This is a genomic window from Caballeronia sp. GACF4 (assembly GCF_023631025.1).
Classification (GTDB): Bacteria; Pseudomonadota; Gammaproteobacteria; order Burkholderiales; family Burkholderiaceae; genus Caballeronia.
This window is the reverse complement of record NZ_JALQDW010000005.1, coordinates 64,194-78,095: the sequence shown is the minus strand read 5'-3', so window position 1 is coordinate 78,095 and position 13,902 is coordinate 64,194. Positions and strand designations below refer to the sequence as shown.

General features: G+C 60.4%; 11 protein-coding genes and 3 tRNA genes. 11 read left to right on the top strand and 3 right to left on the bottom strand.

Annotation, left to right across the window (positions count from 1 at the left end):
* The first annotated feature begins 82 nt into the window (after positions 1-82).
* Together NCR40_RS06500 and NCR40_RS06495 are read left to right on the top strand one after the other, a co-directional pair.
* Positions 83-469: a hypothetical protein gene (locus NCR40_RS06500; RefSeq protein ID WP_250464820.1), complete on the top strand. Its 387-nt coding sequence runs from the start codon at positions 83-85 to the stop codon at positions 467-469.
* Positions 470-848: 379 nt separating this feature from the next.
* Positions 849-935 (top strand) — tRNA-Leu (locus NCR40_RS06495).
* A 66-nt stretch (positions 936-1,001) separates the two neighbouring features.
* On the opposite strand, the gene NCR40_RS06490 is transcribed toward NCR40_RS06495, so the two are convergent.
* Positions 1,002-2,156 carry a glycerate kinase gene (locus tag NCR40_RS06490; RefSeq protein WP_250509031.1) on the bottom strand — a complete coding sequence of 385 codons (1,155 nt, stop codon included), beginning with the start codon at positions 2,154-2,156 and terminating at the stop codon, positions 1,002-1,004.
* Between the two features lie 557 nt (positions 2,157-2,713).
* Here NCR40_RS06490 and tig point away from each other — a divergent pair.
* The 8 genes from tig (at position 2,714) to NCR40_RS06450 (ending at position 11,961) form a co-directional block, all read left to right on the top strand.
* Positions 2,714-4,060 (top strand): trigger factor, encoded by a 1,347-nt coding sequence (tig, locus tag NCR40_RS06485; protein WP_250509030.1) that lies wholly within the window; start codon positions 2,714-2,716, stop codon positions 4,058-4,060.
* Between the two features lie 139 nt (positions 4,061-4,199).
* On the top strand, positions 4,200-4,853 hold the full coding sequence (gene clpP / locus NCR40_RS06480) for an ATP-dependent Clp endopeptidase proteolytic subunit ClpP (protein ID WP_244827926.1): 654 nt from the start codon (positions 4,200-4,202) through the stop codon (positions 4,851-4,853).
* Positions 4,854-5,033: 180 nt separating this feature from the next.
* Complete coding sequence (clpX, locus tag NCR40_RS06475; protein WP_244827925.1) at positions 5,034-6,305, top strand: ATP-dependent Clp protease ATP-binding subunit ClpX; 1,272 nt, start codon at positions 5,034-5,036, stop codon at positions 6,303-6,305.
* 186 nt (positions 6,306-6,491) lie between these two features.
* Positions 6,492-8,912 carry an endopeptidase La gene (lon, locus tag NCR40_RS06470; protein ID WP_244827924.1) on the top strand — a complete coding sequence of 807 codons (2,421 nt, stop codon included), beginning with the start codon at positions 6,492-6,494 and terminating at the stop codon, positions 8,910-8,912.
* Positions 8,913-9,031: 119 nt separating this feature from the next.
* Positions 9,032-9,445, top strand: coding sequence for an HU family DNA-binding protein (locus NCR40_RS06465; RefSeq protein WP_502800974.1), 414 nt, complete (start codon positions 9,032-9,034; stop codon positions 9,443-9,445).
* Between the two features lie 84 nt (positions 9,446-9,529).
* Positions 9,530-9,605, top strand: a tRNA-Val gene (locus tag NCR40_RS06460).
* Positions 9,606-9,644: 39 nt separating this feature from the next.
* Positions 9,645-9,721: transfer RNA gene (locus NCR40_RS06455), tRNA-Asp, on the top strand.
* Between the two features lie 314 nt (positions 9,722-10,035).
* The gene (locus NCR40_RS06450) at positions 10,036-11,961 is read left to right on the top strand and encodes a SurA N-terminal domain-containing protein (protein WP_250509029.1); all 1,926 of its coding nucleotides are present in this window, start codon (positions 10,036-10,038) and stop codon (positions 11,959-11,961) included.
* Between the two features lie 94 nt (positions 11,962-12,055).
* On the opposite strand, the gene NCR40_RS06445 is transcribed toward NCR40_RS06450, so the two are convergent.
* Positions 12,056-12,397, bottom strand: coding sequence for a hypothetical protein (locus NCR40_RS06445; RefSeq protein ID WP_244827921.1), 342 nt, complete (start codon positions 12,395-12,397; stop codon positions 12,056-12,058).
* 126 nt (positions 12,398-12,523) lie between these two features.
* Complete coding sequence (locus NCR40_RS06440; RefSeq protein WP_502800971.1) at positions 12,524-13,183, bottom strand: arylesterase; 660 nt, start codon at positions 13,181-13,183, stop codon at positions 12,524-12,526.
* Here NCR40_RS06440 and NCR40_RS06435 point away from each other — a divergent pair.
* Entirely contained in the window at positions 13,182-13,883 is a 702-nt protein-coding gene (locus tag NCR40_RS06435) for an ABC transporter ATP-binding protein (protein WP_244827920.1), read from the top strand. The two genes, NCR40_RS06440 and NCR40_RS06435, sit on opposite strands and share 2 nt — an antisense overlap.
* The last annotated feature ends 19 nt before the right edge of the window (positions 13,884-13,902 follow it).

The window sequence follows — 13,902 nt, the reverse complement described above, 5'->3', positions numbered from 1 at the left end:
GTGCGCCGACCCACCGACGCCGTTTTCGCGCCGCGCAACACTGGGCGCTCGTGAACGAACCGCGCGCGCACCGGAGGCTGCCATGGCCCTCAGCAAGACCGAGAACAAGCAGTTTGGAGACAGATGCCTGCCGTTTCTCCTGAGAAGCGTGGCAAGCGATTTCGGCTTCGATTTTCGAGTGTGTCCGCGTCAGATGCACGTCTCGCCGACCATGGGACTGCACATCACGGCCAACCGCGCCAGCGATGCAAAGCTGTCTTATCCGCTGAACGTTTTCGTGTTCCTGCCGCCATCTAGCGTGCGGCAGTTTCTGTCGCATATCGACAGGCCGATTGCGGCAGCGCAAGCAAGCGAAAGGATGCCTGACGAGATCAGGAAGCTGATGGGGCAATCGGGTATCGATTTCGCCGGACGCTCGCAGGCCAAAGGCGAAGTGGTCATGGTGGAGTTGGGCGGCGTGTCCGTCTGACGATGCACGCTGCGGCTTCTCGCACTCGATCGCGCGTCGCAATTTGACGAGCCGCGCCGGAGGAGACGCTTTGAACCGTGAACGGATGCGTGAGCCCTGAATCGTTCGCTGTCGGGTGGCTCACAACAGACGCGACTATCCTTGAACCTGGCAACAATCGACGTCGAGGATTCCTGAAGATTCAATGCCTTCCCTGAGCCGAAATCACGCCCCTAGAAAGCTGTCACGGATTTTCCCAGACATCACCAGACGAATGCGTTAGAATCTCGGGCTCGACACACTGGACCGGTGTCGAACACGGCGAAACAGCGCCGGGCGCTTTGCGGCGCCACGCAACCAAGGTTGCGCGGCAAAACGAAACCCCGCTCGAAGTCGTGCTGCGAGGATGGCGAAATTGGTAGACGCACCAGGTTTAGGTCCTGACGCCAGCAATGGTGTGCGGGTTCGAGTCCCGCTCCTCGCACCAAACAAACCCCTTTGTTTCTGAAAGGGGTTTTTTGTTGGCGCTTGCCATTTCGCAAGCACCGACCCTTCACTTTGCTCCAAACCTCAACCGCGTCAACTGCTCCGCTTCGTTCGCCAGCAAGCGCGCGGCATCGCGAATCGCGACATCGAGCGTGATCGGGCCGGGCGCGGGCGAAAAGCATCCGCTGAAAAACTCCGACAGACGCGGCAGCGCCGCCGAATCCACCGCGCCCGACAAAAGCGTCGCCGGCACGCCTGCGTCCCGCGCGTGCCTGCAGGCGATGAACGGCGCCTTGCCGTGCAGCGTCTGCACGTCCGACCGGCCTTCGCCGGTGATGAGCCAGTCAGCGCCCTCGAGTGCCGCATCCAGTCCGATCTCGCGCGCAACCACTTCGGCGCCGGTTTCGAAGCGCGCGCCCAGCATATGCAGCGCGAAACCCAGACCACCCGCCGCGCCCGCGCCCGGCTCGTCGCGCTTGACGATTCCCATCGCCGGTTCGAGTTGATCCGCGAAATGCGCGAGGGCGGCATCGATGGTCGCCACTTGCTCCGGCGTCACGCCCTTCTGCGGACCGAAGATCGCGGTCGCGCCGTGCTCGCCGGTGAGCGGATTATCGACGTCCGACATGCCGATGAACTCCGCTTCCTTCACGCGCGAATCGAGCCCCGACGCATCGATACGCGCGATCTTCGCCAACGCCGACGGCACCGGCTCGAGTTCGCGCCCGTTCGCATCGAAAAGCTTCAAGCCGAGCCCGACGAGCAGACCCGCGCCGCCGTCGTTCGTGCTGCTGCCGCCCAGCGCAACGTAGAACGTGCGCGCGCCCGAATCGAGCAGGGCGCGAATCGCCTCGCCCATGCCAAGCGTGCTGCGCTCCGTGACGGGCGTCGCCATGCCGTCCGGGTCCGTGATGCCGACTACTTCGGCCGTCTCGATGATCGCGCCGCCATCCGCCAGCAATCCGGTCGCCGCGTCGCGCCGGGCCGAAGCCGCGCCGCGCACGTTGAGCAGACGTCGTTCGCCGCCTGCGGAGAGCATGGCGTCGAGCGTGCCTTCGCCGCCATCGGCCATCGGGTGAATGCGTATTTCGGCATCCGGACGCGCGCGCAAAATGCCCTCTGCAATGGCGTTGGCAACGCCCTCGGCGGAAAGCGAACCCTTGAACGAATCGGGCGCGATGACGACGACAGGGGCAGACGTGGCAGACGTGACGTTAGGCATGGTGTCTCGAATATTTTCTGTGTGAGTGGACGTTGAAAAGCCGAAGCGAAGCCCGATGTATGCGCATTGCATCGCACGTCGCCATGCGTATGGCGCATGCGCTTCATGCGTTGCGGTAATCGAGCGCGCAACGCAACGCGCGCTCCTTTCGCTTCTCGTGAGTCACGCGCCGGCAAGCTTATCAGCGCTCCGCCCGCAGCAAAATAGCGAAGGTGCGATAACCGCCATCGCAGTGTCGCGCCGATGGACTCAAAATGTGTATTTCGAGCGGAATTGCGCTGAAAAACCGTGCAAATCGCTCGAAACGGGCCAAGCGGGTTTCGTGGTCAGAGGCCGCGCGATTTGTTTGCTAGAATACTTGGCTCTGCCGGCTGACTCGGCGTTGGCGAACATCTGGCGGTCGCGAGATGCGCTCCCTTGTCTCGACATGGCGGCGCGTTTTCGAAGCCCGACATCGCACCCGGCGCGGCTCATGCAGAACTCATCCGGACCCGCGCAACCAGAACCGCGGAAGAACCGAACACCGAACACCCGAATACTCTAGGACGATTGAAGCCATGGCTAACGTAGTTGAAAACCTCGGCAAGCTCGAACGCCGCGTCACCATCTCGCTGCCGAAAGACACCGTGCAGAAGGAAGTGGACTCGCGCATCCGCCAGTTGGCCAAGACCGTGCGCATGCCGGGCTTCCGCCCGGGCAAGGTGCCGCTCAAGATGGTCACGCAGCAATACGGCGGTCAGGTCGAAGCCGAAGTGTTGAGCGACAAGGTGGGCAAGGAATTCTTCGACGTCACGCGCACCGAAAACCTGCGCGTCGCGGGCCAGCCGAGCTTTGCGCCGAAGGTCGAAGCCGCTGCGGAAGACTACGCATTCGACGCCACTTTCGAGGTCTATCCCGAAGTGAAGCTCGGCGACGTTGCCACCGCTGAAATCGAACGCACCGTCACGACCATTTCCGAAGCCGAAGTCGACCGTACGCTCGACATCCTTCGCAAGCAGCGCGTGCACTTCCACGCGCGCGGCGAAGGCGGCGAGCATGGCGACGGCGGCGCGGACACGGCGGCCAAGGAAGGCGACCGCGTCACGCTGGACTTCATCGGCAAGCTCGACGGCGTGCCGTTCGAAGGTGGCAGCGCGGAAGACTTCGCGTTCGTCTTGGGCGAAGGCCGCATGTTGCCGGAATTCGAACAAGCAGCGACCGGCCTGAAGGTCGGCGAAACGCGCGAGTTCGACCTTACGTTCCCCGAGGACTATCACGGCAAGGACGTCGCCGGCAAGACCGCGCAGTTCGCCGTCACCGTGAAAAAGATCGAGTGGCCGCATCTGCCGGAAATCGACGCGGAATTCGCGAAGTCGCTCGGTATCGAAGACGGCGATCTCACGAAAATGCGCGGCGAGATCAAGGACAACCTCGAGCGCGAAGCAAAGCGCCGCACGCAGCAGATCGTGAAGAATCAGGTCATGGACGCGTTGCTCAAGATTTCCGAACTCGACGTGCCGAAGGCGCTGATCGAACAGGACCAGGAACGTCTCGTCGAAATGGCGCGCCAGGATCTGCAACAACGTGGCGTGCCGAACGCTGCCGACGCACCGATCCCCGCCGAAATGTTCGCTGAACAAGCCGAGCGTCGCGTGAAGCTGGGCCTCGTGCTCGCAGAACTGGTGAAGGCCAACGAACTGCAGGCCAAGCCCGAGCAGATCCGCGCGGAAGTGGACGAATTCGCCAAGAGCTACGAAGACCCGAAGGAAGTCGTCCGCTGGTATTATTCGAATCAGCAGCGCCTCTCCGAAATGGAAGCGTACGTCGTTGAAAGCAACGTCGTCGATTTCGTTCTCGGCAAGGCCAAGGTGACCGACAAGGAAGTCAGCTTCGAGGAACTGGCCAGCGCAACGGCGCAAGCCTGACGCGTAGAGCCCGGGGGCGTGCGGGTCGTCGGACTGACGGCCCTCACGCCTTTTTTGCATTAAAGTTTGTGCGTACGCATGCCGTTCTACCGGATGCTCCTTCGTCGATCAGTATCCCTATTCCGAACAAGGAAATTGCATGACCTTTCGCGCTGAATTGCTCGACACACTGGCGTCCCACGCATCGCGGGACTTCGAAGCCCAGGCGCTCGGCCTCGTTCCGATGGTCGTGGAAACCAGCGGCCGCGGCGAGCGTGCCTATGACATCTATTCGCGCCTCCTGAAAGAGCGCGTGGTGTTTCTCGTCGGCGAAGTCAATGATCAGTCGGCGAATCTTGTCGTCGCGCAGTTGCTGTTTCTCGAGAGCGAAAATCCGGACAAGGACATCAGCCTCTACATCAATAGCCCGGGCGGCTCGGTTTCAGCCGGCATGGCGATCTACGATACGATGCAATTCGTCAAACCCGACGTCACTACGCTTTGCATGGGGCTCGCCGCAAGCATGGGCGCGTTCCTGCTGGCGTCGGGCGCAAAGGGCAAACGCGTCGCGTTGCCGAATGCGCGCGTGATGATTCACCAGCCGCTGGGTGGCGCGCGTGGTCAGGCGTCGGACATCGAAATTCAAGCGCGGGAAATCCTGTACTTGAAGGAGCGTCTGAACCAATTGCTGTCGCATCACACGGGCCAGCCGGTCGAGCGCATTGCACGCGACACCGACCGCGACAACTTCATGTCGGGCGATGACGCGCAAGCGTACGGCATCGTTGACCAGGTTTTGCACAAGCGTCCTTAAGGCGTCCGGAACGACGCCGCGCCGGCTTCCACGAAACACGAAGCCGGCTGTTGCGAGTGGCGCATGCGGCGTCACGCGAAACGCGCCAAAACGCGCTTCGGACGGGCCACACAGGCGAAACTGCGTGGCCGGATCGAAGGGCGTATCATGTAACAAGAGTGTCCGGAGGCTCACACATTTATGGCGGACAAAAAAGGTTCCAGCAGCGAAAAGCTGCTGTATTGCTCGTTTTGCGGCAAGAGCCAGCATGAGGTGAAGAAGCTCATCGCTGGGCCGTCCGTGTTCATCTGCGATGAATGCATCGACTTGTGCAACGAGATCATTCGCGACGAAGCGGCCGGCGCGGCAGAAGAGGCCGGGCTGACCAAGTCCGACCTGCCGAGCCCGCAGGAAATCAGCGACATCCTTAATCAGTACGTCATCGGCCAGGAACGCGCGAAGAAAATTCTCGCCGTGGCCGTGTACAACCACTACAAGCGACTCAAGCACCTCGACAAGAAAGACGAGATCGAGCTGTCGAAGAGCAACATCTTGCTGATCGGGCCGACCGGCTCCGGCAAGACGCTGCTCGCGCAGACGCTTGCACGCATGCTGAACGTGCCGTTCGTCATTGCCGACGCCACCACGCTGACCGAAGCCGGTTATGTCGGTGAAGACGTCGAAAACATCATCCAGAAGCTGCTGCAGAACTGCAATTACGAAGTCGACAAGGCGCAGCGCGGAATTGTTTATATCGACGAAATCGACAAGATCAGCCGCAAGTCGGATAACCCGTCCATCACGCGCGACGTGTCGGGCGAGGGCGTCCAGCAGGCGCTGCTGAAACTTGTCGAAGGCACGATGGCTTCGGTGCCGCCGCAAGGCGGGCGCAAGCATCCGAACCAGGACTTCATTCAGGTCGACACAACCAACATCCTGTTCGTTTGCGGCGGCGCGTTCGACGGGCTCGAGAAAGTCATTACCGATCGTACGGAAAAAACCGGCATTGGTTTTGGCGCGAGCGTGAAGAGCAAGCAGGATCGCGATGCCGGCGAAGTACTGCGGGATGTGGAACCAGAAGATCTGATCAAGTTCGGTCTTATTCCCGAACTGATCGGCCGTTTGCCGGTTGTGGCCACGCTCGGCAAGCTCGACGAAGCCGCGCTCGTGAAGATTCTGATCGAGCCGAAAAATGCGCTGGTGAAGCAATATCACAAGCTCTTTGCCATGGAACGTGTGGAACTGGAGATTCGTCCGGCGGCACTGCAGGCCATCGCGCAAAAAGCCATTCGTCGCAAGACGGGTGCGCGCGGGTTGCGTTCGATCTTGGAACAAGCGTTGCTCGATGTCATGTACGAGCTGCCGACCATGAAGGGCGTTTCGAAGGTGATCGTCGACGACAACACGATCGACGGCGACGGCAAGCCGTTGCTCATCTACGAAGACGCACCGAAAGTAGCAGGGTCGAACTGAAGCAGGCTGTGTCCCGGCGAAAGGCCGTTCATGGCAACGTGAACGGCCTTTGTTTATTTTTTCGGTTTATTGTGGACGTTACTGACCAGGTCGTCGACTAACGACTTTTCCCTTCCGATAAAGGCTTGCAATAGCTCTTAACGGCCTTACTTACGAACGAACCGATTCCATTAATGGGGAAATGAAATGTCAGGAACCCAACTCCTCCCGCAGGAACGCATCACGTTGCCGCTGCTCCCGCTGCGCGACGTAGTCGTTTTCCCGCATATGGTGATTCCGCTCTTCGTCGGGCGGCCCAAGTCGATCAAGGCGCTCGAAGCCGCGATGGAAGGTGGCAAGCACATCATGCTCGTTGCCCAGAAAACGGCGGCGAAGGACGAGCCGACCGAAAAGGACATGTACGAAGTAGGGTGTGTCGCCAACATCCTGCAAATGCTCAAGCTGCCGGACGGTACCGTGAAAGTGCTCGTCGAAGGCTTGCAGCGCGCGAAGACGCTGTCCATTGAAGAACAGGAAACGCAATTTTCCTGCGATGTGATGCCGCTCGAACCCGACCACGCCGACAGCGCCGAGACTGAAGCGCTGCGTCGCGCGATCGTGTCGCAGTTCGATCAGTACGTGAAGCTCAACAAGAAGATTCCGCCCGAGATCCTGACGTCGCTGTCGGGCATCGACGAAGCGGGTCGTCTCGCGGACACCATCGCCGCGCATTTGCCGCTCAAGCTCGATCAAAAGCAGCACATCCTCGAGATGTTCCCTGTGATCGAACGCCTCGAGCATTTGCTCGCGCAACTCGAAGCTGAAATCGACATCCTTCAGGTCGAGAAGCGTATCCGTGGCCGCGTGAAGCGCCAGATGGAGAAGAGCCAGCGCGAGTATTACCTGAACGAACAGGTCAAGGCTATCCAGAAGGAATTGGGCGAAGGCGAGGAGGGTGCGGATCTCGAAGAACTCGAGAAGCGCATTACGGCCGCGCGCATGCCGAAGGAAGCCAAGAAGAAGGCGGACGCCGAGCTCAAGAAGCTCAAGCTCATGTCGCCGATGTCGGCTGAAGCCACTGTCGTGCGCAATTACATCGACACGCTTATTGGTTTGCCGTGGCGCAAGAAGAGCAAGGTCAACAACGACCTGACCAATGCCGAGCGCGTGCTCGACGAAGACCACTTCGGTCTGGAAAAGGTCAAGGAACGCATTCTCGAATATCTCGCGGTTCAACAGCGCGTGGAGAAAGTGAAGGCGCCGATTCTGTGCCTCGTCGGGCCTCCGGGCGTCGGCAAGACGTCGCTTGGGCAGTCCATCGCTCGTGCGACGAATCGCAAGTTCGTACGCATGGCGCTTGGTGGCGTGCATGACGAGTCCGAGATTCGCGGGCACCGTCGCACGTATATCGGTTCCATGCCCGGCAAGATTCTGCAAAGCCTGACCAAGGTCGGCGTGCGCAATCCGCTCTTCTTGCTCGACGAAGTCGACAAGATGGGGATGGATTTCCGCGGCGATCCTGCATCGGCGTTGCTCGAAGTGCTGGACCCAGAACAGAACCATACGTTCGCGGACCATTACATCGAAGTGGACTTCGACCTGTCGGACGTGATGTTCGTCGCGACGTCGAACTCGCTCAATATCCCGCCGCCGCTGCTCGACCGGATGGAAGTCATCCGCCTTTCGGGTTACACGGAAGACGAGAAGGTCAGCATTGCGCAGCGTTATCTGTTGCCGAAGCAAAAGCGCAACAACGGTCTGAAGGACGGCGAGATCGAAGTGGCGGAACAAGCCATCCGCGACATCATTCGCTACTACACGCGTGAAGCGGGCGTGCGTTCGCTCGAACGTGAAGTGTCGAAGATCTGCCGCAAGGTCGTGAAGATGCTGTTGCTGAAGAAGGCCGAAGGCGCGGTGAAGGTCGATGGCACGAACATCGACACCTTCCTCGGCGTGCGCAAGTACGACTTCGGTCTGGCCGCGAAGGAAAACCAGATCGGTCAGGTGACGGGTCTTGCGTGGACGGAAGTCGGCGGCGATTTGCTGACGATCGAAGCGGCGGTTATGCCCGGCAAGGGTGGCGTGATCCGCACCGGTTCGCTCGGCGACGTGATGAAGGAATCCGTCGAAGCGGCGCGCTCGGTCGTGCGTTCGCGTTCGCGTCGTCTCGGTGTCTCGGACGAGGCCTTCGAGAAGAAGGACATCCACATTCACGTGCCCGAAGGTGCGACGCCGAAGGACGGTCCGTCCGCCGGTATCGCCATGACGACGGCGCTGGTCTCGGTGCTGACCGGTATTCCGGTTCGCGCGGATGTCGCGATGACAGGCGAAATCACGCTGCGCGGCGAAGTGCTGCCTATCGGCGGGTTGAAGGAGAAGCTGCTGGCGGCGCATCGCGGCGGCATCAAGCTCGTGCTGATCCCTGAAGAAAACACCAAGGATCTGGCCGACATTCCGGACAACGTGAAGAACGCCATCGAGATCATTCCGGTTCGCTGGATCGATCGCGTATTGGAACTGGCGCTCGAACGCGCGCCGGCACCGTTGCCGGAAGAAGAAGCCAAGCCGCCAGTGGCCGCTGAAGCGAAGAAAGATGGTCCGGCTGTCGGCGAGTTCGTGAAGCACTGAAGCACGCTTCATTGACGCTGCCGCACTTACGGCCCAAGTCGTAAAAAAGACCCCGCAGGTTCGCGCTTGCGGGGTCTTTTTGTTTGCGTCGACGAATTCGAGTAGTCCTTCCAAAGCAGATGAAATCAGGCGCAACCCTCGTTGACACTCCCGTTTCGGCTGCGTTTAATGGCCGCGCATCGAATCGAAAAATCGATGCTGCTCGTTTCGATGCGAAACGACATCGACCACATCGTGCCATTACAGATTCGGGGATCACAATGAACAAGACTGACCTGATCGACCATATCGCGGAGCAAGCCGATCTTTCCAAGGCGGCAGCGGGGCGTGCACTCGAAGCCGTGATCGGCGGCGTGAGCGCGACCTTGAAGAAGGGTGGAACGGTGACGCTCGTGGGGTTCGGAACCTTTGCCGTGGGCAAGCGCGTGGCGCGTACGGGACGCAATCCGCGCACGGGCGCGGCCATCAAGATCAAGGCGGCCAAGGTGCCGAAATTTCGGCCTGGCAAAGCGCTGAAGGATGCGCTAAACTAGCGGACTCGCTGGATACGGCAACTCTTACATGAGCTGCTGGTCAACGCGGAGTAGCAAAAAGCAGCAACGCTTGAATCGCGGAACGGGTGCTTAGCTCAGTTGGTAGAGCGGCGCCCTTACAAGGCGTAGGTCGGGAGTTCGAGCCTCTCAGCACCCACCAGTTTCCGGTTCACAGCAGTTTGGGTTGAGCATCAAGCAAGGAGCGGTAGTTCAGTTGGTTAGAATACCGGCCTGTCACGCCGGGGGTCGCGGGTTCGAGTCCCGTCCGCTCCGCCAGGATCGACTGAAAGAGTCCCGCAAGTCACAAGCTTGCGGGACTTTCTCTTTTCCGCTTCTTGATTAAGATTCCGAAGCAATTTACAGCGTCGACGCGTCTCGTGCATTGCCAAATTTGCAGGCATTGCGATAATGCCGCCGAATCTTCCGCATGAACGGTTAAGCCTTTGAGTACGAAGGATTTTCCGCTTCCTGGAACATAGATGGACCACCAAACGCGGCTCCCACCGGAAGCCTTACACCCCGACTTGTCGCCTTTTCCCCTCGCGCTGTTGTAATATCGAGCGTTTTGTTCTAACCACGCAGCGCTACGCATGCTCGACTTCTTCCGTAATCACCAGCGCCTGATGATGGCCCTGCTGATCCTGATCATCGTGCCGGGTCTCGGCATTGTCGGGATTCAGGGTTTCAGCAACTTTTTCGACGAAAGCGCTTACGTCGCCAGCGTGAACGGTCACAAGATCACGCGCCCCGAATTCGATAACGCCTTCCGCCAGCAGGTGGATCGCGCGCGCTCCATGCTGGGCGCTCAGTTCGACGCCCGCATGTTCGACACGCCCGAAGCGCGCGCCGCCATGGTCGACAGTCTCGTGCAACAGCGCGCGCTGTCGGACGAGACGCAACGCCTGCATCTGACCGCATCCGACGACGCCGTGCGTCGCGCGCTGCTGTCCGATCCGATCGTCGCGTCGCTGCGCAAGCCCGATGGCTCCGTCGACATCGAGCGTTACAAGGAGATGCTCGCCATGCAGGGCATGACGCCCGCGCAGTACGACGAGCGCATGCGCTACACAATCGCAAATCAGCAGATCCCGGCAAGCATTCAGGAGTCTTCGTTCACCTCGAAGTCGCTCGCGCAGAGCTTGACCGAATTGTCCGAGCAGCGTCGCGCGGTGCAGGGCATGTCGCTGCGCGCGGCGGATTACGCCGCGAAGGTTCAACCCACCGAAGCGCAACTGCATTCGTACTACGACGCGCATCGCAATGACTTTGCCACGCCCGAGACCGCGACCATTCAGTACCTCGTGCTGTCGCCGTCCACGCTCGCGGCGGCATCGAAGCCGAGCGACGCCGAACTCAAGAAGTTCTACGACGACAACATCCAGCGCTATCGCACGGAGGGTCAGGTACGCGCGAGTCACATCCTCGTGAACGCGCCGAAGGACGCCAGCGCGGCCGACAAGGCGAAGGCGAAGCAGAAGGCCGAACAACTGCTCGCGCAAGTAAAGGCGCATCCCGATCAGTTCGCGCAAGTAGCGGAAAAGAATTCGGAAGATCCGGGCTCGGCGTCGAAGGGCGGCGACCTCGGTTACTTCGCGCGCGGTCAGATCGCGGGCGGCAAGGCTTTCGACGACGCCGCGTTCAACCTGAAAAAAGGCGAAGTGAGCGATATCGTCGAGTCGGACTTCGGTTACCACATCATTCAGGCAACGGACGTCAAGCCGTCGGTTACGCAGTCGTTCGAAGAAGTGAAGGAAGCGCTCGCGAAGGACTACGCCGCGCAACAGGGCAGCAAGGGCTTTGCAGAAGCAGCGCAAGGCTTCACCGACACCGTCTACGAACAGGCGAAGTCGCTGCAGCCCGCGGCCGACAAATACAAGCTCACGGTTCAGACCGCTACGGTCGGTCCGAAGCCCAACACGCAATTGCCGCAGGACAATCCGCTCAACAATGCGAAGTTTCTGGCGGCCGTGTTCTCACCGGACTCGGTGAAAGATCACAACAACACCCAAGCCGTCGATGCAGGCAACAACACGCTGATCGCCGCGCGCGTGACCGACTACAAGGCTTCGACCGTTCCCGCATTCGACGCCGTGAAGGACGCGGTACGCACGAAGGTCGTCGCGCAAGACGCAGCTGCGATGGCGCTCAAGGAAGGCCAGACGAAGCTTGCCGATCTGCAGAAATCGAAGTCGACCGATCGCTTCACGTCACCGATCATCGTCTCGCGCAACGACGCGCAGGGCTTGCCGCCTGCCGCGTTGAGCGCGATCTTCAAGGCGGATGCCTCGAAGTTGCCCGCGTACGTCGGCGTCGATCTCGGCACGGACGGCTATGCGATCTATCGCGTCAACGGTATCGAGAAAGCCAACGCGGTGGCCGCGGATCGTCTCGCCGGCGCGCAGCAGCAGATCGCGCAGGTCTATGCTCAAGCCGAGATGGAAGCGTATATCGACTCGTTGAAGGCGCGCTCGAAGGTCAAGCTGAGTCAGGCGCCGGTGCCTGCGGCCAATCAATAAGAAGCAGTAAAACGTCAGTCGCACAAAAAAGCCCCGTGTCCGAAAGGACGCGGGGCTTTTTCAATGCTGCCCGATGTAACCAGCAACAGTGTCCTTACAGGCAAGCCTGAATGTCGCCCGTCGCCTGGCTGCCAGCGGCACCCGATGCGCGGAAACCCACCCACGAGCCCGGACCGGACCACTTCGGACGCACCACGGCGGCCGCGCCATTCGGCGGCTGCTGACCAGGCACATAGACATCGACGGCCTGATCGTTGGCAAGCGTATCTTGCGACACGACTTGCTGTTGCGTCTTGTCAGCCCATGCATGCGAGACGCATTCGGCGACCGCCTTGACCGGCTTGTCGCTCATGCCGACTTGTTGCACGCCTGCGGGCGGTTGAGCGGCGCATGCCGAAATCGCGATGGTCAATGCAACCAGAGGGAAGTATTTCACGTGACCTCCTTGTAGAGCGCTCTCTTGCGAGCGGGGTTATAAGAGTTACGCGAAAGTCTCAGATAACTGAATCTTGGCCGTGTTCCGCGTTTGTTGGAAAAGCTGTCGCGGCTGGCGTCTTCGTTGTTACGACGCACTTGCGCCCAGCAAGGGTTTCAAGCTTGGCCAGACGTTTTCTAATAGCAATGGCTGGGCCTGCACCGTCGGATGAATCTGGTCCGACTGGAACATCGTCGGCTTGTTTTCGATCCCGGCAAGCAGGAAAGGGACGAGCGCCACATTCTTGTCCTTGGCGATGCGTTCATAGATGGCGTGGAACTTTTGCGAATAGTCGGGGCCGTAATTGGGCGGAACGTACATGCCGATGAGTAAAACCTTCGCATGCGCCGCCTGCGATGCCTCGACTATTCCACGCAGATTCGTCTCGGTGGTGGCAAGCGGCACGCCGCGCAAGGCATCGTTCGCGCCGAGTTCCACGACTACCACCGCCGGTTTGATACGCATGAGCACGGCGGTCAATCGCGCGCGTCCGCCGCTCGTGGTGTCGCCGCTGATGCTCGAATTGGCGACGCTATAATCGAGACGCTCTTTCGCAAGCCTTTGGCGCAGCAGATTGACCCAGCCGGTATCGCGAGGCAAGCCGTATTCGGCGGAGAGGCTATCGCCAAGCACGACGATTGCAGGCTTGTTCGTCGCTGCGTCTTGTGCATGCAGCGCGGAACTTGCCGCAAGCATTGTCAAGGCGACGCAAGCACGCGCGCTCCAGTTCTTTTTCAGGGTGTCCATGCAAAACAATATCGAGCCGGTCATCGAAGTTCGGGGTTTAAGCAAGCGGGTGAAGGACGCAACGGGCGAGCTCACGATACTCGATCAGATCGATCTGTCCATCGCGAAGGGCAGCAGCGTGGCGATCGTCGGGGCATCGGGCTCGGGCAAGTCGACACTGCTCGGCCTGCTCGCGGGTTTGGACAGCGCGAGTGCGGGCTCGGTTCGTTTATTGGGCAAGGAGCTTTCCACGCTCGATGAAGACCAGCGCGCCGCGCTCAGAAGCGGCGCGGTCGGTTTCGTGTTCCAGTCGTTCCAGTTGATGCCGCATCTCACCGCGCTCGAGAACGTCATGCTGCCGCTCGAACTGCGCGCGGAGTTGCCGCACGATCAGATTGCCGCGCGCGCGCGCTCGCTGCTCGATCAGGTCGGTCTCGCGCAACGCACGGCGCATTATCCCAAGCTGCTGTCCGGCGGCGAACAGCAACGCGTGGCGTTGGCGCGCGCCTTCGTCACGCATCCCGCGGTGCTCTTCGCCGATGAACCCACCGGCAGCCTTGACGCCGCTACGGGCTATGCCATCATCGATCTCATGTTCGCGATGAACGAACGCAACGGCGCGACGCTCGTGCTCGTCACGCACGACGTCGAACTCGCCGAACGCTGCGATGCCACCGTGACGATCGAAGCAGGGCGGCTCGTCAATGGCCTGAGCGTATAAAAAAGCCCGCATCGGCCGA